Source organism: Streptomyces sp. ME02-8801-2C (assembly GCF_033793965.1).
GTDB lineage: Bacteria > Actinomycetota > Actinomycetes > Streptomycetales > Streptomycetaceae > Streptomyces.
In genome coordinates, this window is sequence record NZ_JARAXP010000035.1 from 1 (window position 1) to 24,626 (window position 24,626).

Consider the following 24,626-nt stretch of genomic DNA (forward strand, 5'->3'; position numbering starts at 1 on the left):
GACGACACGGCGTACGCGATCTCACGCGAACTCGACTCCTCACGATCGAACATCGAGGTAACGCTCCGCGACGGCGCCCCAAGATCTGTGCCAGAACCCCGTTCTCGCGGACAGAGCCAACCGCATGCGCGCAGCTCCCCACACGCATCAAAGCCAAACGGCTTAGTAGAGTAGTGGGCTTCCGGTCCGTCGCGGGCATGGTCTCTTCCGCTTCGGTAGTGTCGGAAAGCGGCGGGCCGGCAGCGGCCCGCGATGGAGGGCTTAGGAGTGAGCGTGAGCCGGTACGTACGAAAGGGAGGCGCCCTCGGGCACCTGCTGCTCGTCGTCGTGCTCGCGCTCGGCGTGTTCGTCATGCACACAGTGGGGCACCCCTCCGAGTCGCATGCCGCCGAGATGAGCCCGCCCTCGCATGCCTCGGTGCCGATGACGGATCCGGTGTCCCTGCCCCAGGAGCCTGCCGCTGCTCCGGCTTCGCAGGAGGAGCACGCGGCCGATCCCGGGCACGCATCGTCCGCCGACATGCCCGTCATGGCGATGGACATGCTCTCCCTCTGCCTGGCCGTCCTGCTCGCTGCATGGGTGCTCGCCGCGCTCCTGCGGTCGGCTCTCGCCCGTCACCCCGACTGGCTCACGCGCCTGCGCGCCCAGGTCGCCGCAGTGCTGCACCCCAACCCTCCGCCACGCGGTCCCGATCTCACCCAGCTGTCGGTTCTTCGGCTGTAGGCCGAGACGTCCTCAGCGGGCGCGCGCACGCGCGGTCCCGCTGTCTCGCGCACGCAAAACAGCCGGAAAGACCACACACACGAGGTGACATCGATCATGACTGCCTTCACGCGTTCCCTGCGCCGCAAGTCCGCCCGCCGTATCGCCGCTGTGAGCGTCGTCGCGGCGGGAGCCCTGCTGCTCTCCGCCTGCGGCGACGACATGGAGGGCATGGACCACGGCAGCGGCAGCTCCTCGGCATCGGCGACCGCCGACGCCGGGGCCAAGGCCGGGGACTTCAACGACGCGGACGTGACGTTCGCGCAGATGATGATCCCGCACCACGAGCAGGCCCTGGAGATGGCCAAGCTGGCCGACGGCCGAGCCTCCGACTCCGAGACCAAGAAGCTGGCGGGCCAGATCGAGCAGGCCCAGGACCCCGAGATCAAGACGATGAAGGGCTGGCTGGAGTCCTGGGGCAAGCCGACCGCGATGGACTCCATGCCCGGGATGGACCACGGCAGCGGCGACGGCATGATGTCCGACGCGGACATGGACGAGCTCAAGGGCATGAAGGGCACCGAGTTCGACAAGATGTTCGCCGAGATGATGATCGAGCACCACAACGGCGCGATCGCATCGGCGAAGGACGAGCAGAAGAGCGGTAAGAACGCCGACGCCAAGAAGATGGCCGGCGACATCGTCACGAGCCAGTCCGCCGAGGTCAAGCAGCTCCAGGGCATCCTCGACCGCCTCTGAGTCAGGCCACGCGCCGACTGCCCCGGGCTCCGGCGGTGCTCCGCCGAGAAGCCCGGGCGGTCGGGCCCTCCGCACATACCCCACGCGACCGCGTTTGGCGCCTTCTCCATGCCGCTGCGCTCGATCACGCCCGAGGAACCATGAACAAGCGCCATGCCGCTACAACGGCCACCGCACTGGCTCTCGCCCTGACCGTGGCCGCCTGCTCCGGCCAAGACAGTGCGGACTCGTCCGGCTCCCCCACCGACTCCGGTACTGCGGTGAGCCACATCCACGGGCTCGGCCTGGACCCCTCCGACCAGCGCCTGTACGTCGCCACCCACGAGGGCGTCTACACCCCCGGCGCCGACGGCCGGCCCCAGCTGGTCGGCGACAGCAAGGACGACTTCATGGGCTTCACGGTGGCCCAGGACAAGACCTTCTACGCCAGCGGCCATCCCACCTCCGGCGGCAACAAGGGCCTGATCAAGAGCACCGACGCCGGCCAGACCTGGACGTCGCTGTCCCTGTCCGGTGAATCCGACTTCCACGCACTGGAGCACGCGCACGGCACGGTGTACGGCTACGACGCCACCAACGCCCTGCTGCGCACCACCAAGGACGGCACCACCTGGAAGAACGGGGCGAGTATCGAGGCCCTCGACATCGCGGTCAGCCCCCACGACCCCGACCTCGTCCTCGCCACCACCGCCGAGGGCGTCGCCCTCAGCACCACCGGCGGCAAGACATTCACCAACGGCAAGAAGCCGGTGCTGGCGTTCCTGTCCTGGAAGGCGCAGGACGCCCTCTACGGCATCGACCCCACAGGCGGCCTGAACCTCAGCAGCGACGGCGGCGCCACCTGGACGAAGGTCTCCACCGTGCCGGGCGGGCAGCCCCAGGCGCTCACCGCGATCAGCGCCGAGCACGTCCTGGCCGCCACCCAGGACGGTGTGTACGAGTCGAAGGACGGCGGCAAGACTTTCACCAAGCGCCTTGCCGTCGAATCGAGCGGCGGACACTGACCCCACACCCCGTCGGCGCAAGCCTTCCGCATGCTGATGCGGACCCGGCGCCCAGCCCATCGGATCAGGCGCCGGGACGGTGATGCAACATCAGTGGCCGTGACCGTCCTCGGCGTGCCCGGTGCCCTCGGTCTTCGCGGCGCCGGGATCGTCAGCCGGCGAGGATGCCGACGCGGGCGCCTGGTTCTCCGGCTCCGCATCGTGGCCGGGCTCGCCGTCCGCCGGCTCCGAGGGTGCCTCCTCACCATGACTGTGACCACCGCCCCCGCCCGGCTCGCCCGCCATCCCGTCGGCGATGCCACGCAGGCCGACGAATGCGAGCGCCGCCGTGACCACCACCAGCACGCCCGCGGGGCCCACGATGCTGCGCCAGCGCGCCGGTTCGTGGCGCAGGACGTACGCGATGAAGGAGAGGGTGAGGCCGAGGGGGATCAGCATGGCGCCGCGCTCGGGGAAGTCCTCGAAGTGCTGCAGCCCGCCGCTGAGCATGCCGATACCGAACGACAGCGCCAGCGAAGCGGCCACGAGGCCCAGCACTCTGGACGCGTTGGGCCGCTGCTTGGTGAGAACGAACTCGCTGAGCACGGTGGCGCAGAGGAAGACGACCGCTCCGATGACCGCGATGACCGTGTAGCGGGCGGGATCCAGCGGATGGTGCACGATCGCGCCGCTGATCAGGCCCGCGCCGACGAACGTGGCGGCGTAGCCGAGGTAGTTGCCGAGCAGTGGTTGCCGCTTCGGCGCCCTGCGGCGACCGCCCCGGCGCTCGCCAGGCCGAGGGGACCGCTCCTGCCGCCGCTCATGCTCGGGCGACGGTCCGGAGTGAACGGGCGCGTGACCGTACGACTCGTACGCCTGCGGAGGTGCGGGCACGGCGGTGCGATGGGCAAGGTGGTGCTGGGACACGGATGACGCCTTTCAGCGCGGGGCGACGGCCGGTGCACGGGGGACGACGGACCGGCCCGTCGGGGCATGGGTGATGGGCATGGCTGAGCCACCAGGCCAGACGGCCCGGCACGCCGAGAGCGCCGCCCGGATGGCGCGCGCCTCGGATCACCGATGCTCTAGATCCGCAGCAGCGGCGACCGCGTACTCGCTGCTCCCCGACAGGAATCCGGCGTCCTGCCGACGCTCATGACGCCGATGTACGCCTCGCCGCTCCACGCCGCAGGGTTGTCCGGCGGCACCAGCCAGGATCCGGTCGGAACCAACGCGAAGCAGCTGGCGGCCTCCACGTCGCCGGCCGGTTCGCCGAGCCGATGCGCATCGGGCTGCTCCCGCTCCACAGCCTCAGCTACGGCGGGCGAGTGAGCGGCGCCTGCGAGGGCGGGCGCCGCCGCGTGCGTGACGTACGTGGTGTGGGCTGAGTGCTGGACGGCGTGCGGTGCGGCCACTGCACCGTGTGCCCCGGCGTGGCTCAGGGTGTGCAGGACGCCGACACCGAACAGCAGCAGGACCAGCAGTACGAGACGCACGGCTCGGTTGCCCATCTGCGTACCGTTGTCCACGCGCCCCCGCCATCGTCTTCTCCCGCGCCCTGCGGGAGCGTTCATCTGCGCCGGCGGCACAGCCTACCGAGGGCATGCCGTTGACTCCACCGCGCCCTGGCGCGGTCGGTTCAGCCCTGGGGACGCAGGCCGGCCAGGGTCACCGAGACGAGTCGCCGCACCGCGGCCTTCGACGACAGGCTTCCGGCTCCAGCGAGCGCGTGCAGGCAATAGCCCGCCAGCTCATCCGGCGAGACATCGCCCCGGACCCCACCAGCCTGAGCCCCTTCGGCCAGCAGCCCGCGGATGAAGTGGCGCAGATGCTGCTCGGCATGCGCCACATGGTCACCGCGGTGCAAGGCCGCGGACAGCTCTCCCCCATGACCGTGCCGCTGCTGCTGGATCAACGCGTAACGCTCCAGCACCGCCTCGAGCCGCTCGCCAGCGGTGCCGGCACGGTCGCCGAGTTCGGCGAGCTCGGCAAGGTGCCCGGCGATCCGCTGCTCATGCCACGCCGCCAGGATCGACTCGACGTCCGGGAAGTACTTGTACAGCGTGGCCCGGCCGATGCCGCTGTCCTCGGCGATCCGCGACATCGTCACGCCCCGCAGCCCCTGCTCGGCCACGAGCTGCGCAGTGGTCTCCAGCACCGCGTCGCGTACGGCGCGGCGATGCTCCTCGATGGTCTCGTTCCACAGCTTCGGCACCGGCCCAGTGTACGGGACGACGCTGTCGATACATGGCGGCTTGACGTAGACACAGTGTCTCGATAAGAGTGGCTCGCGTGAAGAACGAGCCCGAGGGCCGCACCCGCCCGACCGAGGGGACCCGCATGACCGACTCGCCGTCCGAATCCACGCCCGGCCACGGGTCAGCCCCTGCCACCCCGCGCTGGGTGAAGGTGTCCGGCGCCGTGGCCCTGGCCGTCGTCGTCCTGTTCCTCGCCCTGCACCTGACCGGCACCGTGGGATCCGGCATGCACGGCGGCCACTGATGGCGATGCCCTCCGGCCTGCGCAAGGTCGCGCTCACCGCGCACGTCGCGTCCTCGGTCGGCTGGCTCGGGTCGCTCGCCGCCTTCCTTGCCCTCGCTATCGCCGGCCTCACCGGCGAGGACGCCCAGCGCGTGCGGGGCGCGTACCTCGCGATGGAGGTGACCGGCTGGTACGTGATCGTCCCGCTGGCGTTCGCCTCCCTGCTGACCGGGCTCGTGCAGTCCCTGGGCACCCCGTGGGGGCTGCTCCGCCACTACTGGGTGCTGGCCAAGCTCGCGCTGACCGTCGTAGCCAGCTTCCTCCTCCTCTTGCACATGCAGGTGGTCGACCAGGTGGCGGACGCGGCCGTGCGGACAAGCCTGTCCGGCTCCGACCTCGGCGGGATGCGAGTCCAGCTGGTGTTCGACGCCGCTGCCGCCGCTGCCGTACTGCTCACGACCACGGCCCTGTCGATCTACAAGCCGCGCGGCATCACCCGGTACGGGTGGCGTGTGCAGCAGGAGCAGCGAGCCGGCCTGGCCGGTGTCGCGACCATGGATGCGGCGGCCCCGGCGCAGGCTTGATCGGGCCGCTCCCCGGTTCAGCGCGGCATGGCCGCCGCCACCTGCCCGAGCGACGATGTGCAGGACGTAGGGGGTCAGGGGGCTCGGTGGCACCAGCCGCCGTCGGCCCCACTCACGCTATGTCATCGACATGCTCCTCCTTCGGCCGCTCCGCGGAGCGCTCCAGTACGGGGCCGGCCAGACCGGAGACCCGTCGGCCGACGAGCAGGTAGATGACCACACTGGCCAGGGCGAACGAGCCGACACCGAGGAACATGGTCGTTCCGCCGTAGGCCGCGAGCAGCAGGCCACCAGTGTAGGGGCCGATGAAGACGCCGAGTTGGGCGAAGGTCTGCGCGCCGAAGTACGAGCCTCGGCGGTCCTCGGGCGCGATCCGGTCGATGATGGCGAACTCGGCTGGATAGATGAGGATCTCACCGAGGGAGAACACCACCATCGCGGCGACGAAGTGCCAGATGTTCTCCGCGAACGCGAAGCCGGCCATGCCGAGGACGGTCAGCAGACCGCCGACGACGATGGCCGTCACGGGGTTGCGCTTGTCCATGAACCGGGAGACGGACAACTGCAGGACCACCACGGTCACCGCGTTGGTGGTCAGCACGTAGCCCAGGATCGCGGTGCCGTCGGCGAAACCGCCGGAGAGATGCTGCGCGAGCAGCGAGGAGACCCGGCCGTGCACGGCCTCCAGCAGCAGTCCGGCGAGGATGAGGAACAGCAGCCGCGCGTCGGTCGCCACGACCCGCGCGCTGTCCGCGAGTCCTTTGAGTACGCTGCCGAAGAGCTGCGTCTGCCCCTCACCGGCGGCCGTCCTGCCTGGCTCGCCGGCCGACGCGGACGACGAGGTCAGCCGCAGGACTCCGCCCAGACCGAGCAGGTAGACGCCGTAGCCGAGCGCGCCGACGAGGAACGCCGACCGGTCGCCGGCCAGACCGACCGCAGCGCCGACGACGGGCCCGACGGCGTACCCCATGTTGGTGGTCATGTACTGGTACGAGAACCACTTCACCCGTCGGCCCGGCGGTACCAGGTCGCTCAGCAGCGCCTTGCCGACAGGCCCGAAGGAACTGGTGCTCAACGCCATCGTCGCGTTGAAGACGAACACCGCAACAACGCCTTGGCTGTAGTAGAGGCCCACGAACGAGCCGATCACCCCCAGGAGGGAGATCAGCAGCAGCCGGGTCCGGCCGAGGATGTCGGAGAGTGCCCCTCCGACGAACCCGGCGGAAATCGAGAAGAACACCGATGAGCCGATGATGAAGCCGATCATGCCCGGCTGGAGCCCGAGTTCCCTGTGGAGGAACACGGCCAGGAAGGGCACGGTGACCGAGTTGGCGAGGCTCATGATGCCGGAGCCGACGATCAGCGCCCGGGCGAGCATGGGTGGTGACGCGGTGGTGGTGTTGGTCATCGCGCTGTCGCGCCCTTTCCGGTGACGAACGTGCCGGGGGGTGGGCCGGCTGGTGTCGCCCGGCACCTCGTGCTCGGTGACGAATCGTGCGTGACCGCGTGGCCACCCAATGCAGGAAGGCCGTCCCCTGTCATGTGGCCCAGGGCTGTGAAACCGCCCGGAAGTTGGCTAAGAGGGGGCCTGGTCGTGCTGCCTGGGACGGCCGGGAATCATCCAGGCGGCGACGACTGTGGCGACCGCCGCCGCGACCGCCGCGACGGTGAACCCCTTGGTGAAGCCGTTCAACGTGGTCCCGGTCAGGCTCGCGGCGGCGACACTGGACACTACGGCCGCGCCGATGGAGGCGCCGAACTCGTGGAAGGTGCTGACGATTCCGGAGGCGATTCCCGCCTCTTGGGGCGCCACCTGGCTCAGTGCGGTCGCCGAGGCGATGACGAACATCGCGCCGGTGCCTGCGGCGGCGACGGCCACACCGGCCACGACACCGGCCGGGTGCATGGACACCGCGGGAACGGCCATGCCGATTGCCGCAGCCGTCAGGCCCAGGACGGCCGGGCCGCGTGCCCCCCACCGTCCGAGCGCTCGTCCGGTGAGGTGGGCCCCGAGCATCGTCGCCACTGCCACCGGCAGGAACAGCAGCCCGGTCCGCAACGCGCCGTACCCACGGGCATGCTGGAAGTAGAAGGTGCCCAGGAAGAACACCGCGATCATCAACGCCGTCGCCATAGCGATGAGGAACGCACCTGTCGCCACGGGCCGCCGCATCAGCAGCCGGACGTCCATCAGAGGTGACGCTGCCCGCCGCTGCCACACCACGAACAGCGCATAGCCGACGGCGGCCGCCAGGACGAGCGTGCCCGTGAGCGCGGTGAGCCATCCCCGTTCACCGGCAGCGATGAGCGCATAGATCAACGACGCGGTGGAGGCCGTCACCAGAATCGCGCCGAAGACGTCGAGCCGGGGCCGGCCGGCGGACGCGGACCGCGCCGGCAGCAGAACGGCGAGCGCCACGGCGATCACCAGACCGATGGGCACGTTGACGAGGAAGACCCACGGCCACCCGGGACCGGAGGTGAGCAGACCGCCGAGAAGGACGCCGAGGGCTGCGCCACCACCACCCAGCGCGGACCACACGCCCAGGGCCTTGTTCCGCTCGTCCCCGTCGAACAGAGCCACCACCACCGACAACGCCGCGGGCGACAGCAGCGCCGCTCCGACTCCCTGCGCGATGCGACCGCCCACCAGCATGCCCGCGGAGTCGGCCAGTCCGGTGACCAGCGATGCCGCGGCGAACAGCAGGAGCCCGGCGAGTACGACCCGCTTGGCCCCCATCAGGTCCGCGAGCCGACCGCCGAGCAGCATCAGCCCGCCGAAGGTGAGCGTATAGGCGCTGACGGTCCAGGTCAGCGCCTCACGGCTGAGTCCGAGGCTGGTCTCGATGTGGGGCAGGGCGATGGCCACGACGGTGACATCAAGGATCAGCATGAGCTGCGCCACCCCGAGGAAGCCGAGGATGCGCCACCGCGACGGATGCGGCTCATGAGGTGATCGCTGCCGGACTGCCTGCTGGGACATCAAAAATCCCTCCCTACCCATAACTCGTACGCTCGTGTACGAGTTCTGCTCTCGACTATAAGCCGTATCTCCATATACGAGTTAGGGTTTTGGCATGGTCGCTCCCTCCGCCCACCCCAAACGCCGCGCCGACGCCGAGCGCAACATCGCCCGCGTCGTGTCCGCGGCACGCACGCTCCTGAGCTCCGACCCGAACGCCACCACCGACGACATCGCACAGGCCGCAGGCGTAGGACGGATGACCCTGTACGGGCACTTCCGCACCCGCGCCGACCTGGTCGAAGCCGCACTGAAGGAGGCGCTGCGTGCGGGAGAGGAAACCCTGGCGAGCGTCGATCTGACCGGAGACGCCAGCGCGGCCATGTCACGCCTGCTGGCGTCGAGCTGGCAGCTCACGGCCGAGTCCGCGGCTCTGCTGGCCGCCGCCGGGGACGTCCTCCCACCGGGGCGGGTGCGAGAACTGCACGACGAACCCGCCCGGCGCGTGGACCAACTCATCCGCCGCGGCCAGGAACAAGGCGTCTTCCGTACCGACCTGCCCACCGCCTGGCTGGTCAGCGCCGTCCACTACATTCTCGACGGCGCGGCGAAGGAGGTACGCGCCGGACGCCTGGACGCACGCGACGCCGCCGACGCCGTGACGAAGTCCGTGCAATCGGTGCTGACCGGCTAGGTTCCGCCGGAGGGCGATGTCCAGAGGTTCGGGCGGTACTCGAAGGCTGGTGAGGGAGACATCGAAGTGCCTTGCGGGACGGGGCCGCGATGGCGCCACCGAAGCCCGAGGGCGGACGTGTACGCGGCGGTCCGCCGTGGCGCACGGACAGGGATGCCGCACCGGAGCTCGAAGGCGTGAGCACAAGAGAGGCTGCGAACCGGCGGGCGTTGAACCCGCCGTCGAGTTCAGTGGCCGGACTCGGCGTGAGCGCCGTGGTCGCCGAGCTGGGCTTCGAACCAGTCGTGCAGGGCGTCCACCAGTGCGGGCTCCCGCGTGATGTAGGTCAGCGTGGCGCCGTCCGCCTGCTCCTTGAAGCGCACCTCGATACGGTCGTGACCGTCTTGCAGTGCGGCAAGGCCGGGCATGTCGTCGCCGTGGATGCGGGCGGGATCCCCGAAGTCGCCACGGCCGAACGCCTCTGCCTCCTTGCGCAGATGGGCGCGTATCAAATCGATCTGCTCCGCATCACCGCGCCGGTCAGCCACCACGTCCTGGGTACCGCCGGCGGCGGTGGGAGTGAAGCGGTGGGTGGTCTGTTCGAGGTCGAAGGGCATCACGCTCCGGCCCCGCTCGGCCACCACCTTCTGCCGCCCGCTCGGCCCCTCGCCCGGATCCTGCTGCGAGCCGCCGACGGCCAGGACGACAGCCGTCACCGTGGCGGCGACCGCTATACCTGCGCCCGCCAGCAGGGCCCTTCGCCTGACGACGCTACTCATCCAGTGCCTCCACCATCACGTCAAGGGCGTGGAGCACGCCCGCTCTCTCATGAGCCGGGATTGATTCAAGGAGCCGAGAGAAGCGCTCCCGTCGTGCCTGAGCGAGGTTCTGCGCGGCTTGCCGCCCCGAAGCGGTGAGCCGCAGGACGACACCGCGTCCGTCGTCGGGGGCTGGGGCGCGCTCCACCCAGCCACGCGAGGAAAGCTGCGTGACCAGCCGACTCACGGTGCTCTTCTGCAGCCGCAGTCGGCGCGTCAGCTCCACCTGCCGCAGCTCGCCCTCCTGCGCCAGCTCGCCCAGAGCGTGCGCCTCGGAGACCGGGATCGGCTGGCCACAGGGGGTTGTTTCCGGCTGGTGCAGCCCGAAGGCGCGTACGAAGCTCCCCAGAGCCTCCTGGAGAACGACCGGGTCATCAGCCCGTTGATCCCTGGACATAGTTCGACTGTACAACCAGAAGGTTCGATCGTGCAACCAGTTTGTGAGGGCTTGGGCAGAGACACCGCCAAGACGATGAGCCGGACAGCGACAGGGGGACGACTGGAATGTGCCAACGCGACCGGGGCCGCGCGCGGGTAGGCGACGGTTCAGCCGCATTGTCAGCTTGAAACTCACCTGCCGCTGGGGGATACGGCTGCTGACGCAAATCCACAACCGGCCGTGAACCGCCGGGATCTTGGTCCTGAGGGGCGCACCACGCCTGCTACCCGCGCCAAAGAGATGAACTCGCAGGTGGGTCACGTCTCCTGAGCCGCCTGTCCGACCAAGGCGCGGGGCGATACCGCAGGCGGTGACAGATCCGCTCCCATCGCACCTAGGGTGCGCCCATGCTCGACGACGCGACCGTTCAGCGGGCCACAGCCGATCTCCTCTCCGCACCCCAGACCCTCGGGCACGCGGCTGGCGCCCTGCCCACGACCGCCGGGGTGTACGCCTGGTGGGCGCGACCCGAGGTCCTGGCCCTCTTCCCCGGACCTGCCAATACCGGCGACGCCGGACGGCGACTGCTCTACCTGGGCAAGGCCGGCCGGCTGCGGTCCCGCGTCGCCTCCAATCACCTCAGGGACTCCGGACGGTCCACCCTGCGCCGGACCCTGGCCGGACTCCTCATGCCCACCGAGAGCTACCGCACCACCTGGACCGACCGCGTCGTACTGATCCCCGCGGACGAACAGCGCCTCACCCACTGGATGCACCAGCACCTCACCCTCACGTGGAGCGAGCACCCCGACCCGGTCCCGCTGGAGAAGAAACTGATCCCCCAACTGCAGCCGCCACTGAACGTCGAGGGAGCGGAACATGGCACCTACCGGGACCGTGTCAAGCAGGCACGAGCCTTCTACTACGCCAGTGCCGGCCCCCGGCCACGGAGGGAGGTTGCTTCCTAGTGCATGGTCGCCACCACCTGCCGGCGCGAAATTTCCATGCTGCCGGGCCCCTCCTGCCGAAGGGCCAGGGCACAGTCTTCGATCTGAGCCAGCAGGTACGGGCCCTTGGGGTCGTAGCATCAACCGGCCATGACCGCGCGTGCCTGCCTGGCCTTCCTGTATGCCCGAGAGCTGGACGTGAGCAAAGCAGAACGGCCGTGGGGCGGCGGGCAGAAGGAAGACCCGAAGCCTCCCACTGCGTTGGTGTCGGCCGGTTCGGTCTCTGCGGAGGCCGCATCACCTCTATCGCCCGTACCTTCGGGGTGCCTGCGGCGCGAGGGCGTTCACTCCGTGGGCGAGCTCTTGGCGCGCTCCGGGGCCGACCTGATGGACATCCGCAAATTCGGTGTGAAATCCATCGACGAGGTCAATGCGAAGCTGGCCGGCATGGGCCCGGCCCTGAAGGACAGCCCGCCCAGATTCGACTTTCTCGGACAATGCAAAGTCGACGCATCCGGTGTGATGCGTCGACCGTTTCCCGTGTGTGAAACATTAGCGCGGGCGAGCCGAATCTTCAGGGGGTGGCCCGAGTGCATTACACGAAGAGCTTAGGCGCGGACCCGGCTGGCCGTCAAGGAATGTCATGACTTGGCGATTGTCAGGCTCTCTATCTGGGAATGGAGCGCTCGATAGGCATTCCGCGTCTGTCGCGGGGACTCTTCCGGTAAGACCGGCCTTGCTTTGTCACCAGAAAGATCACAAGCAGCGTGAGCGCGAGGAGGAATCCTGCAATCGGCCACGACACAGCGAGCGCTACAAGAATAGCGGTGGTGTACAGCGAGGCAATGCCCGTCGCCCAAGTCGACCAGTGGTGGGCGGGGAGCCAGCGTGTCCCGCCGTAGACGACCTTGCCCGTCCCGAGGCGCACGCCGAAGTGGCTTCTGAGGAACTTCGCCGTGTCCGCCTTGTCCAGCTCTCTCCAGGCTTCGTGCCCAAGTAGCATCCCGTAGTAGCGCGTCAAATAGGGGAGCCCTTCCTGGCTATCCTTCTTGTCACTCAGAACCCACTTCACGCTGCTGTTGCCTGGGAGCGTGTAAGGGAAGTCCGGGTTGCTCGTAGCGCCATCACGAGTTTGCACCCGCAAGGTGCGCCTCCGGCTGGCGGAATACCCCGGATCCGCAATGACGTCCGCAACGATCCCTTCGAGACTTACGGGTGACGTGCTCTTGTTTCGCACGGTCACGCTAAGCCCGTAAGGGATGGACATTTTAACTTCGACGGACAGGTTGACGCCTGTCCTGACGAGCCCCCGGTACGTGATGATCAAGCCCGCTGAGGCTATGAGGGCGCCGTAGACGGCCAAGACCAGGTTGATCGCCGATGATGACATGCAGCGGTCCCCGTTTGATGATTGATGCGGAGTTAAGGAAGTTAAGTACAGAGTCTTCCACATGGCCAGGGCTGATTCATAGTCCTGGTGGTCACGAGAGCGCGCGGGTGAAAGCGGCGTGGCGATACGGGTCGAGGCCGTCACGAAAGCAACGAAGCTCCGGTTGACGGGGCGACCTTGCCAAGTCGCCCTGTCCTTCCGGAGCGTCGATGTGTCGCCCGACTGCCAGCGTCTGTCTGACCAGACCGCCCACCTCTGCCCAGCGCTCCGCGAGCGGCATCGCCGACCGGCTGGCCGTTCTTCGCGACCCGCGCCATCGGCGCGAACGGCGCCACTCACTGAACGGTGCGGCACGCCGGTCAATCAGTCCTGGCTGCCTTCCGGGGATGGTGATGCGTCGTCACTGAGACTAGGCGGCAGGAACTGGGCATGCTTTGAACGCAGGTATTCCACTCCGTCGTCGTGATCAGCCCGGTAATCGAGGCTGCGTTCCACAAACTTCAGCCGGTGCCGGGCATCATTGATCACCTCGGACCAGGTACGCACTTGTACGCGGTGGCGGTCGGTGCGCTGGATATAGCCGAACGGCAGTCCGGTCTGGTTGCGACGGGACTCGGCGAACTCGTCCAGAGTATTGCCGATGATCCAGAAATCCCACGAGACGTTCGGCTTGTTGAACCGCTCGTCGCGCATGACCGCCAGCGCGTATTTTTCGATCTGCGTGAGTTCGTCCGCGCCGATTACTTCACTCGGACGCTTCAGCTCGACCACGATGTTCTCAACTCGGTCTTGCGCGATCTCGCATGTGCGAGTGAGTACAAGATCGGGAATGGGATTTGTGCCGTCATGGCGCAGCACGGGCTGCGCGTGGCCGGTGAGCTCGACGTCCTCGCCGAGGAAGTGGAGATATTTCGCGAGTACCTTGGTCAGGGACTCGTCGTCACCGGTCAGGGCGTATTCCTCGCCGAATACCCATGTCTCGTTGGCCAGGATCCGGTGAAGCTGCCGCCGCTCCAGCGTCTGGCGCCGCGGCTCGCTGTCGAACAGTATCGTGTCGAGTCCGGACAGGAAGCTGAGCCGGTCTCCGACCTTCTTCGAGGTGGCGATGATCGACGAGAGGGTAGTTCTGTTGAGTAGCTCGCTGAGTTCGGCAAGGCGTTCCGCCGACAGTTCGAGAACGCTCCTCAAGACGTTGTGGAGGTTCCCCGGGTTGGACGCCAGGGCTTCGCGGAGGAGCCTCAGGGTGAACTTTCGCGAGCGGAAGTCTCCGTCGTTGATCACTTTCGACGCACTGAAGGCGACGAGGTCGAAAACCTGCCGCTCCGCGTTCTCGGCAGCAGAGGAAGATCCGTCACTGTACGGGTAGCTGCCCTCCGAAACCCATTCCCGGATGATCGACCTGCTCCTGTCCGCGCTACGGCGTTTGAAGTGCTCACGCAGCTTCTCTTTTGCCGCCGTAACAACGGAACTCATGGGTTCCAGGCCGGATTCGGCGAGCAGCACGTCATGCCCCCTGAATCCATCCCACTTGAGATATGCGGTGAAATCGAACCCGGGAGCCTGGATTCCTGGCTTGATATCGTGGAGCGCCATGCCGGCCTCATCGCACAAATACAAGGCCCGGTCGACCTGGCGACGCCACTCGATGACAACAAGTTGCGGCTGGTCATCCATCCCGTCGACATCCAGGTCGTATTCCTCGCGTGCGACCTGCAGCGCCGCCGGATTGAGCTTCTGGCCGCGCCACGAGATCTCAACCTGCCGGTAGGACTCGAGATAGATTGCGAATTCTGCCGAGAGAGTGTCAATCAGCGAGTCCTGCTCAAGCTGCTTGCCGGCCGATTCATTGACCGAGACAACTGAGACCCTGGTGCCGATGTCTCCCTCGGCCGGAGCGGTGGTGATCTCGAAGCGGCGCAGATTGTGACGCTCGGCGCGGATTCTCGTCTCGGACGCGGGGTCCCCCTCATGCACCGTGCACCATTCGACGACATCACCGATACCGAATGCCGCGAACCGCCCCTTGCCCTGTTCTCCGTGAAGGCGTCGTCCCTGCTGCCGCGTCGTCCTGGTGGCTCTCTTCCATGAGCCCCCCAGCGCGCCGAAGCCCTGCTGCACGTCGTCCGGAGACATGCCGTGACCGCGATCCACTACGAGGACGCGCTCCACAGCACCCAGCGTGCTGAACTCAAGTCCCCCATCGACGACGTCAGCATCCGCATCAAGGGCGTTCCAGATGAGCTCCGTCAGGCCGGCACGCGGACTGCGGACAAGGCGGGCCAGGTGATCTCCGTCCACCTGCACGGTTAGGGAATGCATGCGTGCATGAAAGCACGAGGTGGGCCACTTGTGTCCGACTTCGTCCGAGCGCCCGCCCCCCTTCCAGGTCACGTTCTCCGGTCACCCTCCGCACCTCCGGCCCGGAACGTGCCTTCGCGCGGGCAGCGCGTCCGGCGAAGCGCTGCCGGGCAGGCTTGCGCAAGGTCGACCACCGGCCGGAATGCCCCGCATCCACGGGAGGAGCGCGTCGAGGCGCACCGTGAGCCAACGGACAGGATCCGCCGGTTCGGCGGCACTCGGGCACTGCGCGTCCGGAAGAGTGGAAGAGCTACTTCTCGTCCTGCTGGCCGGGCTCACGTGGCTGGTCGTAGGAGCTCAGGAGCCCTTCGATGCGCTGGTTGTTGATGGACTGCCGGTCGTACAGGCATCGCGCGTACCGGGACAGCAGGACCCCGACGCTGTTGCCCGCCCGCTCGGCGACCTCCGCCGGGTCGGCGCCCGCGCACAGCCAGGTGGACAGCGCCGAGTGCCGCAGGTCATATGGCCGCTTCGCGAGAGGGGTGCCGGTGAGCGCGGACGGCAGGGCGAGAGCGCGGCTCTCGTGCCAGACGCGGTGGTAGGTGGTGGGATCGCGGCACCGCACGGTCTTGCCACGGGACGCGAGATGAGGGTTGCTGCTGTTGGCTCCGGAACCCCAGACGATCGCCGAGATGATGAGCGCGAGCACGCTCAGGAGCAGGCCGACGGTCATCACCGCGCCCACGATGTCGCGCAACTTCGCGATCCCCGGAAGCCCGCTACTGTTGGGGTCAATATCGATCACGGCTTGGTCCTCCTGTCGGTGTGCGGACGTGGCTCGTCCGACAGATAGGTGCACCGACCGAGCCCGTCCGCGACCGCAGAAGGCGACCCCATCGGGACGTGGCGATGCGACGGAGGTCGGATGGCCGCGACGTTCAATCGCAGTGAAGGCGAAGCGCCAGGCCGAGATTCGGGCACCGGTGTGAGGGAGGGGTCAGGATGTTCGGCAGGATGTTCGGTTCGCAGAAGAAGCGCAGGGCGTCTCTCAACGATCTGATGGCGCAGGTCAGGCCCGACCTGAGTCGGGAATCGCTCGGCGTCGGGCCCGACTTCCCGGGCGTCGCCCCGAACCCGTCCCTGAGCAGTGATGCAGGGAAGCGCAATGCGGAACTGCGTACGGGGGCGCTTGCGCTCGGCGTTCTCGTCGACTGGCGGGAGGTCAACAGCAATCCACGCGTGGTCCTGATGTTCGACGTGGAGACCGCCGGCGGCATCTCGTTCCGCGGTATCGCAGACGAAGCCCTCACGATCACCGAGCTCACCCGACTCGCCCCGGGACAGACGTTGCCCGTGCGCTACCGGCCGGCCGTCATGGACCACTACGTCGCCCTTGCCCGGGACGCGGACCCGGCCCACGTGCAGCAGCTCTCTGACGAGATCGCGAGCCGCAGGCGGACCTGACCCGAAGCCATTGGCCGGACCCCGACGTTGCAGATCAAGCTAGTCGGTTGGAGACGCGGCCGTTCGCGCGGAACATGATCTGCACCTTCGCCGAGCTCGTGCGTGACACGGGGAACCTGCGGGCAGCCGACGTCGGGTGCGGATCCGGTCATCTGACAGCCATGCTGCACGACTTGGGGCTGGACGCCTTCGGGCCCGACCTTTCCCCGGGCCAGGGTCGACCACGCTCGGCGGGCCCAGCCGGCGCTGCGGTTCGACGATGATGGGGCTCCTTGAAATCCCCAGCCCCTTCGGGGCGCCATCAGACCTGCTCGACGGATCTGCCCACCCATTGCGGGTCTGTCCTGGGACGGGCCACCAATGGCCAGGGACCGCCCGATAGCCCGTCAGGGTCCGGGTGGTGGGAAGTTGCATATGCCGTAGCGGCATGTGGTGTCGTCGAGGGCACCACAGCACGAAAGGCCCTGTCTGCGATGTACCCCTCCGCCACACCTCCCCGCGAGGTCAAGATCGGCGATGCCGCCGCCTTCGCCGGAACCACCCCGCGCGCCATTCGTCACTACCACCAGATCGGGCTGCTGCCGGAGCCCAAGCGAGGCGGAGACGGACGCCGCCGCTACGCCTACGACGACATGATCCGCCTGCTGTGGATCCGCAAGATGTCCGAGGCCGGCATCAGCCTGGACGACATGCGGGCGGCCTTCGATGAAGCCCGGGACATCGAGGACGTCCTGGGCCGGCTGGAGGAGACCCTGGCCGCCCAGGAGGCCGACATCAAGCGTCAGCGCGCGGCAGTCCAGCGCCTGCGAGCCGTGGGCAGCCCACTCGGCCTGCTCTCCCCATTGGTCACGGACCGGCTCAGCCACCTGCCCTCTGACGCACTGCGCCCCTCCGACCTGGACGCCCTGCTGGTCACGGAGCGGATCTTCGGGCCGCTGGGCGCCGCGATCCAGGCCAGCGTGTTCATCATCCTGGCGACCCATCCCGGCCTACGGGCCGAGGCAGACCGCCTCGACGCGGCCGACGCCACCCTCGATGACACCGTCGACCCCCACGACCCACAGGTCGAGGAACTCGCCGCGCAGCACTGCGCCCACCACAAGGCCCTGCACCAGGCCATTGAAGCGGCCGGACTGGACGAGGCCGAGGAGAAGCTCTTCGAGATCTACGACGCCGACCTGACGGGCGACGAGGAGGACACCCGGATGAGCGCCTTCGAAGCGGTCACCAAAATGCCCTACGGCTTCTCCGCGGCCCGGACACGGTGCGTGGAACTCACAGGACAGCTCCTTGCCGGGGACCTCTCCACAGACGGCTGATCGCTCGCGTCCAGCGTCACCGTCTCCGCCTGAACTTCTACTGCTCCGCTCCTGATCCGGCTATCTCGCTGCAGGGTTGCCACGAGCGATCAAGGGACGACGATTCCAATGGGCCGTCAGCTGCAAAGGCATCCGGTGGTGCGGGTATGCGGGGCGACTCCGGAGCCGCTCCTGCCCGCCCCACCACAAGCATCACGGGCGAACCGATGTGGTCACGAAATTAGACAGTTGCCTCCAGAAGGCTCAGCCAAGCGTCCAGGTGGGGACAGACATTCCGCAGAGCGCCGAGTCCCAACATCGAGATGGCATGCGGACCGTCCGTCACTTTGCGGTACGCAGGATAGGCACTCTGGATGCGCTTGGAGGGAGCGGTGTGTGGGCTATCGTTCACGCGTTCGGGGCCGCCGGCATCGCGGACCTGAGCGTTGAGGTTCTCTGCGAGTTCGGGCCGGCCGTACAGGGCCGCCAGTTCATCGGCTGCGGCCAGAACCCATGCCTCCGTCTCGTGCAGGGAGAGGAACGGCAGGAAGCGAGAGTCGTTGACTTCCTTGCCCATCGCCTGTTCCACATGCGTGACGCGGGCGTAGGCGTCCCCCGGCACTTGGTCGCTGACACCTGGCGTGTCAGACGGAATCCCGTAGAAGTCGAGGAGTGTCGTGACTGTGTGCGCAGAGGAGTCTCCCAGCAGGCGCCGGATGTCCGCATGGATCATCGCCCATCGGCTCACGCCGCCGCGGTCGTGAGGCCGACCGACCGGGCGGCGCGTCTTCAACATGACCGGGTTGAGCCAGATTCCGTTGCTGAGGGCTGCAGGCTGGAAGACACTGACTACCAACTGCTCTTCGGTCTGCCCTTCGACGAGGACGTGTACGTGCTTCATCGCGTCAGGCCCGCCGTCCGGTCTCGGGCCTCGGGCGACCGCCCAGAAGGTTCTTGAGCCAGAGATCGCCCAGCGAGTAGTCGTCCAGCCAGGCCGCAAGCTCCTCACGGTCGGGTCGCCGCAGCTGCGTCGCTCCCTCTACCCGCTCGGTGACGACGAGTTCTTCCAGCTCCATGTGATCCAGCAGCGTCACGGACTGGGTTGCTGCCAGGACTTGACTGCGGACGGAAGCGGAACGGAGCATTTCGACGAGGATGCTGATGGCGAACGGGTGGAGGCCGAGTTCCGGCTCGTCGAGAACGAGCAATGCGGGCGGTCTTGGCTGCAGCAAGAGTGTTGCCAAGCAGATGAACCGCAGCGTGCCGTCGGACAGTGCCTCTGCCGGGAAGACAGTGCTGGAGTGGACCTGCTTCCAGCGCAGGCTCACGCGTCCACTGGAGTCGGGGCTGAGGACAAAGTCCCGGAAGAACGGTGCCACGGTTTGCACCGTACGGACGATGCTTTGGTAGTCGGCCGGAGACTCCGCTTGCAGACGAGCAAGAAAGGCGGCCAGGTTGCGGGCGTCCGGATGCAGAATTTCTGTGTCTGAGGCGTAGCCCGGCTGCTTCACAGGTGCCTGGGCGGACGTGTCCTGGAAGTGATACACGCGGCAGCCCTGAAGCATGTCAAGCGTGTGCCGGGCGACGTCCGACCCTGTGGTGTCGCCTGCGGCTACCTCCGCGAGCCGTGATTCCTGGTGGCCTCGGCCGATAATCTGGTTCCAAGGTTGCTGGTAGCGGGTCTTGTCATGGAATTCCACCACTTCGCGTTCAAAGATCAGACCTGCCTGTGCGGCTGGCACAAGAACCGCCTCGTAAGCGTTTCCGCGCTTGCCGTCGCTTGCTTCGGCTCTGAGGCTGATGTGTGCTGGCCCCTTGGCTCCGTCGTGGAGTACCGCTGCAGCGCCGCCGCGCAGACCGACTTCAAGGGCTAGTTCTGCGTCTGCGATGCGTCCGAGGAGTTCCACCGCCTCAATGACATTGCTCTTCCCTGCTCCGTTGGGGCCAACGAGCACGGTGACGGGGCCTAGAACTAGCTTGGCTGCGTCAATGGATTTGTAGCCGCTGATGGCGATGCTCTGGACCGTGCGTGGCATGGTGCCAATCTATCGCCCGCTGTATCAGCCGGTGCTCGACATGTTCGGGCACGGCAGGGACGGTGCGCTGTGGCGCGAGGACGGCGGGAGAGGGGCCACAGGTCCGACGCTGCCGCCCGGTGTCGGTTGCCGATATCGCTACATGTAGTGGGCGTAGCGAGTGGCCACAGTCTGGTCGGGCGGGCAGAAGCGCAGGACGGACTTGACCTGGTTGGCGGTGCGCAGGGTGACGGGGAGGCGTCCGTCCAGGCGGGTCTGGTTCCAGTTCATCTTGGTGAGAGCGAGGACTTCGGCCGCCACTTCGCGTGGGTTTCGCGTGGGAGTGACGGGTCTGATGCCGATCGGGCGCGGAATGCGCATGCCGGGGTAGGTCCGGTAGAACTCGATGCTGCCGGTCGCGTACAGCGCGAGTTCGCGTTCGCCGAGGACGGCAAGGGTGCCGCGCAGGGGCGGCGCGTCGCCGGGACGGAAGGCGGCGGCGCCTTCGCTGCTGGTGATCCAGCTCATCTCCAGCGTGTCGATGAACCGTTCGTCCACGGCGTCCTGGAAGCCGCCTGTCTCCTCGGTGGTGAAGGCCGAGGTCTTGTGCAGCACGATGCGGGCGGGCGCGGTGTGGTGTTCGCGCCGGTAGGCGTCCAGTGCCTGGAGCAGGAGTGCGTGTGCGTCGGCGCGCGCCAGGTGGGGCTGGCGGTCGGTGCGGCTGATGCGTGCCGGTCCTCCGCGCACGATCACTCCGTCCCCGCGTTCGTTGAAGACCTGGGCGACCGAGGTGTTCAGGGCGTTTCCGTCGTCGCTGCGGTAGAAGGCGATGCCGACGTAGCAGGTGGTGAGATCGGCGGGGTTACGCAGGAGGCGCCAGGGGACGCCGCCGGCCTTGTAGTAGAGGGCGACGTGGAGGTTCCAGGCGCGGCTGGCCTCGTCCTGCCGGCTGTGGCCCTCGGGAGGGCGGGTCGCTTCATCCCAGGTACTGCGCCGGATGATCTGGATGGGCTGGCGCAGGTTCAGCAGCCGGGCTTTGAGCAGGTCGTGGAAGTTGGCGAACTGGCCCAGCGGCGGATCATCAGGAGCGTCCTCCGCAGGGTCACCGGATGCGGCTGGACGGCCTGATGATCGGCCGCTCGTCTCGACGAGTTGCTCGGGTCTGGCGACCAGGAGGACGTCAACCCGGTTCTCGTCGGCCAGTGCCCTGATCTCTTCGGCGTAGACACTCACAGCCCTGATCAGGGCTGCCGGCTGGCCGGCGGACTCGATGGCACGCAAATCCCTGCTGCTGATCGCGCGCGTGTTGCGGTCACTGAAGACCAGAGTGGTGTGCAGGCCGCGGTCGGTGTCGCACCCGGGGAATTCCGGGAACAAATGCGGGTACTGCTCGTCCTTGGCCGCGATCGGCTCCCGGCAGCGCTCCAGCCACCGGCGCAACCCCTCGAGTTGGTCTGCGGGACCGACCAGGCCGACGCGGATCGCTCGGGGAGCATCGGCCGCGCCGAGATCGGCGGGACCGTAGTTCGTGATGCCGAACCGAGGATCGATGTGCCGGGCCGCGCCACCGAATTCCAGCTCGGGTTCGTCAAGGATCACGGAGTGCATCACTGGCCTCGCCTCGCGCTGTTCGTTCCTCCCCGACGGGACGTCCGTCGCCCTGCGGACCTGGCCTTGCTCGTGGGGCTTCTTCGTCGGGGGGCGCCAGCGTCGCCGTCGCTGTCCCCGTCCTGGAGCAGGCTGAGAAGGTCCTGGGTGTCCGTATCCGCGACGGCCAGCACGGTGTCCAGGCTTTCCTGTCCCCCGGCGGACGGGTCCTGGTCGTCCTCGGGGGCGGCGCCGGACGGAGCCGGTCCCCACCACCGGTCGTCGATTCCCCGGTCAACGGTCATGGTGGCGAGTTCGCCGAACTGTACGGGCCGTGGTTCGGTGAACAGGTCGGCGTGGTTCAGGTAGTTGGCCCACACGCGGGTCCAGCCCCGGACGGCTGGGTGCCGATCCAGGCGTTTGATCCCCGCGAGCAGCCGGTCCGCGTAGGGGTGCTCGGTGTGACCGTCGGTGGTGAAGCAGTAGTCCGGCTCCAGCTGGCAGTACCAGACTCCGCCCAGGCGCCGGAATCGTGTGCGCAGCGCGGCGTGGTGGTAGAAGCCGACGCGCTGCGGGTCGGACTTGGAGACGTGCGGGCCGAACACGGTACGGCCGCGTGATCCCGGTCCCTTGCCAGCCTTCCGCGGCCCCAGACGCGAGGTCGCCCGGAAGTGCATGTGTTTGCGCTCCTTGTGCCACCGCAGGTCCGGGTAGGAGTCCTGAACGGTCCGGGAGAGCAGGTCAGCGAAGCGGTGCTGGGTGTCCAGGTCGTCGCTGTCCGCCCATTCGACGATCTCGTGGCGCTCAGGGTCTCCGGCGCAGAGCACCCTCAGGGGCGAGTCCCGCAGGCTGTGGAACGACAGGACCAGTCCGTCCCGCAGAATCCAGCCGGACGCGCGCCGGCCCTGTGCGTCCAGTGCGGCGCCGGCCGCGCGGTAGTCGGTGAAGGCCGCAGAGGCCAGATGCACCGTCGTCGGCATCTCGGTGACGGGCAGCAGGTTCGTGGTGAGCACCTCGGTGATCGGCGCAGGCCGCAGGTACAGGCCCGATCTCCGGGGCACGGCAAGATGCAGCAACGCCTGGGCTGCCCCCCGGTCGAAGCGCTGGGTGTGCTTGTCGATGTGCACGACGCGCTCGGCACGGCTGACCGCGTCCGGGAACGCCGCCTTGACCTCCGTCCACCATGCCTCGTCGCTCTCAGGGTGGGAGAAGACCAGGATGACCGGCGAGTTGCCGGACAGCCAGTGATCAAGATCGCGCTGGTCGCAGACGTAGTGGAACCCATCGTCCGTCTCACCGGAGAAGCGCCTGTCCTGGGCCTTGCTCTGGACCAGCAGGGTCAGATTGAGAACGGCCCCGCTGTCGGGTTCCACCAGGTCGATGTGCCCGTCGATGCCGTGATCGACCCGCCGGGGGTGAAAGAGGTGGCCCATCTCCAGGCACCGGCGTTCGATCAGGGCGATGCCCTTCTCCCCGATGAACGTCTGGCGCGTCACGGTCTTGCGATCAGCCATCACCACACCCTCCCTGCTGGACACGGCACGGCTACGAGCCACCGGCCGAGCTGCTGCTCAGTCAGGCTACGCGGCACCACTGACAACCAGGCCCGAGCGCATCCAGGGGCTCCACAGGACAACAGCCGCGGCGCAAGGGGCATCCAGCCCTTCCAGCTGAACCTGGCGGATTTCTCCCACGCCCGCTTCAGCTCGGGCGCGGGAAGCTACGCCTCGCGCTGCTCGTCAGACTCAGGCGGCTGGTCGTAGGAGCTCAACAGCCCTTCGATGCGCTGGTTGTTGATGGACTGCCGGTCGTACAGGCACCTCGCGTACCGGCTCAGCAGAACCCCGACACTGTTGCCCGCCCGCTCGGCAACCTCCGCCGGGTCGGCGCCCGCGCACAGCCAGGTGGACAACGCAGAGTGCCGCAGGTCATAGGGCCGCTTCGCGAGCGGGGTGCCGGTGAGCGCGGGCGGCAGGGCGAGAGCGCGGCTCTCGTGCCACACCCGGTGGTAGGTGGTGTAGCTGATGACCCGGCCCTGCTCGGTGAAGAACAGCCGGCCGTCGTCGGCCGTGCCGAACGTGGTGACGTGCTCTCTCCACAGGGCCACCAGATGCGGCGGGAGCGGCACCACCCGTGTCTCTCCCGGCGGGCGGTTCTTCAGTCCGCGCTCGTCGTGGTTCTCGCCGCTGTCGGTCCATCGTTTGCCCGCCTGCGGCCGGGTGCGGTGCAGGATCAGCCGGCCCCAGCCGGTGGTGGGCAGGCGGCAGTCCGGTAGCGCGACCGCGACCGCCTCCTCGGGGCGCAGGCCCGCGTAGTACATGCCGGCGAAGAACCCGACCAGCCGACGGCCGCGGGCCCGTTGGTAGCCGCCCACGTAGGAGACGGCGTCCAGCAGGTCCCGTGCCTGGTGGGGGTTGGCCACCACCCGCGGGTCGACAGTGACCGCCGGCTTGGGCACCCGCCAGCGCACCTTGTTCAGCGGGTGGCTGCCCAACTCGCCCCGCTCGACGGCGTAGTGGAGGGCGTGCACCATCACCTTGCGTTTGCGGCGCATCGTCTCCACCGCCGCCTCACCGCCGTCGAGCTTGCGGCGCAGCGACTCCAGCACGTCACGCGCCAGGACCGGATCGTGCAGATCCACCAGGGGACGGGACGCCTTCGCCACCCACTGCAGCGCCAGCCGGTCCTCCACCGGCATCTCCCCCTGCCCCGGGCCGGGCACGACGAACGCCCAGTGCCGCAGGGCGCGGCGCAGCAGCTGCCCGCCCGGCCGCCCCGGAAGATCCCACAGCATCGCCACCGTGACGGCGGTCAGCGCGTCGCTGACCTCGTCCCGGGTCTTCGCCGCCCTGCCCGGCCAGTGGGCTCTCGCGTACTCGGTAGCGAAGGCGTACCAGCTCAGTTGCGACGGCCGCCGTGCCCCGTGGGCGGAGCTGCTCACCTCGGCCAGGCCCACGCGGATGGCCCGCACCAGCTCCGCGCCGAACTCTCCCGCCAAGCCCGCGACCGGGCTGCCGCCGTCCGGCCGTCCATCACCATGCGGCTGCGCCGGGGATCGGTCCGCAGGCTGCTCGGGCTCCGGTGCGGCGCCGTGGTGCTCGTTCGGGTCCATACCCGCCTCCTTCTTGATCGGCGGGAGCATGGCTGCCCGGCACATCCACTCCAACATCCCCCTGTAAGAGGGCACTCGTGCGGCGCCCGGTTGACGAGCGTGGTTTGTCGGATGTTCGGCGTGACTCCTGTCGCCACTGGTCATACCCGGTCCTGGTGTGGCCAGTTGTAGTCC

23 protein-coding genes and 4 pseudogenes are annotated in these 24,626 nt (G+C 68.1%); 11 read left to right on the forward strand and 16 right to left on the reverse strand.

Going from position 1 to position 24,626, the window contains the following annotated elements; genetic code table 11:
* Nucleotides 1–273 precede the first annotated feature (273 nt).
* The 3 genes from PV396_RS43480 to PV396_RS43490 all read left to right on the forward strand — a co-directional run bounded on the left by PV396_RS43480 (nt 274) and on the right by PV396_RS43490 (nt 2,465).
* Entirely contained in the window at nt 274–723 is a 450-nt protein-coding gene (locus PV396_RS43480) for a hypothetical protein (RefSeq protein WP_319213908.1), read from the forward strand.
* Nucleotides 724–819: 96 nt separating this feature from the next.
* A complete protein-coding gene (locus PV396_RS43485) occupies nt 820–1,461 on the forward strand; it encodes a DUF305 domain-containing protein (protein ID WP_319213909.1) in 642 nt (213 codons plus the stop codon).
* Nucleotides 1,462–1,601: 140 nt separating this feature from the next.
* Entirely contained in the window at nt 1,602–2,465 is an 864-nt protein-coding gene (locus tag PV396_RS43490) for a F510_1955 family glycosylhydrolase (protein ID WP_319213910.1), read from the forward strand.
* Nucleotides 2,466–2,555: 90 nt separating this feature from the next.
* Here PV396_RS43490 and PV396_RS43495 read toward each other — a convergent pair whose 3' ends face one another.
* From PV396_RS43495 to PV396_RS43505, 3 genes are all read right to left on the reverse strand, one after another.
* A complete protein-coding gene (locus PV396_RS43495; RefSeq protein ID WP_319213911.1) occupies nt 2,556–3,371 on the reverse strand; it encodes a hypothetical protein in 816 nt (271 codons plus the stop codon).
* Nucleotides 3,372–3,529: 158 nt separating this feature from the next.
* Entirely contained in the window at nt 3,530–3,955 is a 426-nt protein-coding gene (locus tag PV396_RS43500) for a hypothetical protein (protein ID WP_319213912.1), read from the reverse strand.
* Nucleotides 3,956–4,083: 128 nt separating this feature from the next.
* The gene (locus PV396_RS43505; protein WP_319213913.1) at nt 4,084–4,659 is read right to left on the reverse strand and encodes a TetR/AcrR family transcriptional regulator; all 576 of its coding nucleotides are present in this window, start codon (nt 4,657–4,659) and stop codon (nt 4,084–4,086) included.
* Between the two features lie 77 nt (nt 4,660–4,736).
* On the opposite strand from PV396_RS43505, the gene PV396_RS43510 reads away from it, so the two are divergent.
* Nucleotides 4,737–4,946, forward strand: a complete 210-nt coding sequence (locus PV396_RS43510) for a hypothetical protein (protein ID WP_319213914.1) — start codon at nt 4,737–4,739, stop codon at nt 4,944–4,946.
* Entirely contained in the window at nt 4,946–5,509 is a 564-nt protein-coding gene (locus tag PV396_RS43515) for a hypothetical protein (RefSeq protein ID WP_319213915.1), read from the forward strand. The genes PV396_RS43510 and PV396_RS43515 overlap by 1 nt, the downstream gene beginning before the upstream one ends.
* Before the next feature lie 112 nt (nt 5,510–5,621).
* Here PV396_RS43515 and PV396_RS43520 read toward each other — a convergent pair whose 3' ends face one another.
* Together PV396_RS43520 and PV396_RS43525 are read right to left on the reverse strand one after the other, a co-directional pair.
* Nucleotides 5,622–6,917, reverse strand: a complete 1,296-nt coding sequence (locus PV396_RS43520; protein ID WP_319213916.1) for an MFS transporter — start codon at nt 6,915–6,917, stop codon at nt 5,622–5,624.
* 168 nt (nt 6,918–7,085) lie between these two features.
* A complete protein-coding gene (locus PV396_RS43525) occupies nt 7,086–8,492 on the reverse strand; it encodes an MFS transporter (RefSeq protein ID WP_319213917.1) in 1,407 nt (468 codons plus the stop codon).
* Nucleotides 8,493–8,586: 94 nt separating this feature from the next.
* Between PV396_RS43525 and PV396_RS43530 the strand changes: the two genes are divergently transcribed.
* On the forward strand, nt 8,587–9,165 hold the full coding sequence (locus PV396_RS43530; RefSeq protein WP_319213918.1) for a TetR/AcrR family transcriptional regulator: 579 nt from the start codon (nt 8,587–8,589) through the stop codon (nt 9,163–9,165).
* Nucleotides 9,166–9,392: 227 nt separating this feature from the next.
* Here the strand turns inward: PV396_RS43530 and PV396_RS43535 are convergent, their stop codons facing one another.
* Both PV396_RS43535 and PV396_RS43540 read right to left on the reverse strand, forming a co-directional pair.
* Nucleotides 9,393–9,923, reverse strand: a complete 531-nt coding sequence (locus PV396_RS43535; RefSeq protein ID WP_319213919.1) for an aspartate carbamoyltransferase — start codon at nt 9,921–9,923, stop codon at nt 9,393–9,395.
* Nucleotides 9,916–10,359, reverse strand: coding sequence for a MarR family winged helix-turn-helix transcriptional regulator (locus tag PV396_RS43540; RefSeq protein WP_319213920.1), 444 nt, complete (start codon nt 10,357–10,359; stop codon nt 9,916–9,918). The genes PV396_RS43535 and PV396_RS43540 overlap by 8 nt, the downstream gene beginning before the upstream one ends.
* 389 nt (nt 10,360–10,748) lie before the next feature.
* Between PV396_RS43540 and PV396_RS43545 the strand changes: the two genes are divergently transcribed.
* Nucleotides 10,749–11,309 (forward strand): GIY-YIG nuclease family protein, encoded by a 561-nt coding sequence (locus PV396_RS43545; RefSeq protein WP_319213921.1) that lies wholly within the window; start codon nt 10,749–10,751, stop codon nt 11,307–11,309.
* A gap of 303 nt (nt 11,310–11,612) precedes the next feature.
* Nucleotides 11,613–11,900 (forward strand): annotated as a pseudogene (locus PV396_RS43550) (DNA-directed RNA polymerase subunit alpha C-terminal domain-containing protein); the annotation flags it as partial.
* Between the two features lie 55 nt (nt 11,901–11,955).
* Here PV396_RS43550 and PV396_RS43555 read toward each other — a convergent pair.
* From PV396_RS43555 to PV396_RS43570, 4 genes and pseudogenes are all read right to left on the reverse strand, one after another.
* Nucleotides 11,956–12,678: a hypothetical protein gene (locus PV396_RS43555; protein WP_319213922.1), complete on the reverse strand. Its 723-nt coding sequence runs from the start codon at nt 12,676–12,678 to the stop codon at nt 11,956–11,958.
* Nucleotides 12,679–13,041: 363 nt separating this feature from the next.
* The gene (locus PV396_RS43560) at nt 13,042–14,997 is read right to left on the reverse strand and encodes an ATP-binding protein (protein ID WP_319213923.1); all 1,956 of its coding nucleotides are present in this window, start codon (nt 14,995–14,997) and stop codon (nt 13,042–13,044) included.
* A 289-nt stretch (nt 14,998–15,286) separates the two neighbouring features.
* Nucleotides 15,287–15,583 (reverse strand): annotated as a pseudogene (locus PV396_RS43565) (site-specific integrase); the annotation flags it as partial.
* Between the two features lie 21 nt (nt 15,584–15,604).
* A pseudogene (locus PV396_RS43570) lies at nt 15,605–15,781 on the reverse strand (DUF6112 family protein); the annotation flags it as partial.
* 197 nt (nt 15,782–15,978) lie between these two features.
* Between PV396_RS43570 and PV396_RS43575 the strand changes: the two are divergent.
* The 3 genes and pseudogenes from PV396_RS43575 to PV396_RS43585 all read left to right on the forward strand — a co-directional run bounded on the left by PV396_RS43575 (nt 15,979) and on the right by PV396_RS43585 (nt 17,759).
* A complete protein-coding gene (locus PV396_RS43575; RefSeq protein WP_319213924.1) occupies nt 15,979–16,440 on the forward strand; it encodes a hypothetical protein in 462 nt (153 codons plus the stop codon).
* 38 nt (nt 16,441–16,478) lie between these two features.
* A pseudogene (locus PV396_RS43580) lies at nt 16,479–16,701 on the forward strand (methyltransferase domain-containing protein); the annotation flags it as partial.
* A gap of 212 nt (nt 16,702–16,913) precedes the next feature.
* Nucleotides 16,914–17,759 carry a MerR family transcriptional regulator gene (locus PV396_RS43585; RefSeq protein WP_319213925.1) on the forward strand — a complete coding sequence of 282 codons (846 nt, stop codon included), beginning with the start codon at nt 16,914–16,916 and terminating at the stop codon, nt 17,757–17,759.
* A 220-nt stretch (nt 17,760–17,979) separates the two neighbouring features.
* Here the strand turns inward: PV396_RS43585 and PV396_RS43590 are convergent, their stop codons facing one another.
* From PV396_RS43590 to PV396_RS43610, 5 genes are all read right to left on the reverse strand, one after another.
* The gene (locus PV396_RS43590; protein WP_319213926.1) at nt 17,980–18,639 is read right to left on the reverse strand and encodes a DUF4276 family protein; all 660 of its coding nucleotides are present in this window, start codon (nt 18,637–18,639) and stop codon (nt 17,980–17,982) included.
* 4 nt (nt 18,640–18,643) lie between these two features.
* On the reverse strand, nt 18,644–19,774 hold the full coding sequence (locus PV396_RS43595) for an AAA family ATPase (RefSeq protein ID WP_319213927.1): 1,131 nt from the start codon (nt 19,772–19,774) through the stop codon (nt 18,644–18,646).
* Between the two features lie 138 nt (nt 19,775–19,912).
* A complete protein-coding gene (locus PV396_RS43600; RefSeq protein WP_319213928.1) occupies nt 19,913–21,361 on the reverse strand; it encodes a hypothetical protein in 1,449 nt (482 codons plus the stop codon).
* Nucleotides 21,361–22,854, reverse strand: coding sequence for a DUF4365 domain-containing protein (locus PV396_RS43605; RefSeq protein ID WP_319213929.1), 1,494 nt, complete (start codon nt 22,852–22,854; stop codon nt 21,361–21,363). Before PV396_RS43605 ends, PV396_RS43600 begins: the two co-directional genes overlap by 1 nt.
* 206 nt (nt 22,855–23,060) lie before the next feature.
* A complete protein-coding gene (locus PV396_RS43610) occupies nt 23,061–24,452 on the reverse strand; it encodes a site-specific integrase (RefSeq protein ID WP_319213930.1) in 1,392 nt (463 codons plus the stop codon).
* Between the last annotated feature and the right edge of the window lie 174 nt (nt 24,453–24,626).

Coding starts and splice junctions, on each gene's coding strand:
- PV396_RS43585 (WP_319213925.1), top strand. CDS start 16,914: ATGTACCCCTCCGCCACACCTCCCCGCGAGGTCAAGATCGGCGATGCC.
- PV396_RS43490 (WP_319213910.1), top strand. CDS start 1,602: ATGAACAAGCGCCATGCCGCTACAACGGCCACCGCACTGGCTCTCGCC.
- PV396_RS43560 (WP_319213923.1), bottom strand. CDS start 14,997: ATGCATTCCCTAACCGTGCAGGTGGACGGAGATCACCTGGCCCGCCTT.
- PV396_RS43595 (WP_319213927.1), bottom strand. CDS start 19,774: ATGCCACGCACGGTCCAGAGCATCGCCATCAGCGGCTACAAATCCATT.
- PV396_RS43515 (WP_319213915.1), top strand. CDS start 4,946: ATGGCGATGCCCTCCGGCCTGCGCAAGGTCGCGCTCACCGCGCACGTC.
- PV396_RS43590 (WP_319213926.1), bottom strand. CDS start 18,639: ATGAAGCACGTACACGTCCTCGTCGAAGGGCAGACCGAAGAGCAGTTG.
- PV396_RS43610 (WP_319213930.1), bottom strand. CDS start 24,452: ATGGACCCGAACGAGCACCACGGCGCCGCACCGGAGCCCGAGCAGCCT.
- PV396_RS43520 (WP_319213916.1), bottom strand. CDS start 6,917: ATGACCAACACCACCACCGCGTCACCACCCATGCTCGCCCGGGCGCTG.
- PV396_RS43600 (WP_319213928.1), bottom strand. CDS start 21,361: ATGCACTCCGTGATCCTTGACGAACCCGAGCTGGAATTCGGTGGCGCG.
- PV396_RS43500 (WP_319213912.1), bottom strand. CDS start 3,955: ATGGGCAACCGAGCCGTGCGTCTCGTACTGCTGGTCCTGCTGCTGTTC.
- PV396_RS43540 (WP_319213920.1), bottom strand. CDS start 10,359: ATGTCCAGGGATCAACGGGCTGATGACCCGGTCGTTCTCCAGGAGGCT.
- PV396_RS43485 (WP_319213909.1), top strand. CDS start 820: ATGACTGCCTTCACGCGTTCCCTGCGCCGCAAGTCCGCCCGCCGTATC.
- PV396_RS43555 (WP_319213922.1), bottom strand. CDS start 12,678: ATGTCATCATCGGCGATCAACCTGGTCTTGGCCGTCTACGGCGCCCTC.
- PV396_RS43545 (WP_319213921.1), top strand. CDS start 10,749: ATGCTCGACGACGCGACCGTTCAGCGGGCCACAGCCGATCTCCTCTCC.
- PV396_RS43575 (WP_319213924.1), top strand. CDS start 15,979: ATGTTCGGCAGGATGTTCGGTTCGCAGAAGAAGCGCAGGGCGTCTCTC.
- PV396_RS43525 (WP_319213917.1), bottom strand. CDS start 8,492: ATGTCCCAGCAGGCAGTCCGGCAGCGATCACCTCATGAGCCGCATCCG.
- PV396_RS43535 (WP_319213919.1), bottom strand. CDS start 9,923: ATGAGTAGCGTCGTCAGGCGAAGGGCCCTGCTGGCGGGCGCAGGTATA.
- PV396_RS43605 (WP_319213929.1), bottom strand. CDS start 22,854: ATGGCTGATCGCAAGACCGTGACGCGCCAGACGTTCATCGGGGAGAAG.
- PV396_RS43530 (WP_319213918.1), top strand. CDS start 8,587: ATGGTCGCTCCCTCCGCCCACCCCAAACGCCGCGCCGACGCCGAGCGC.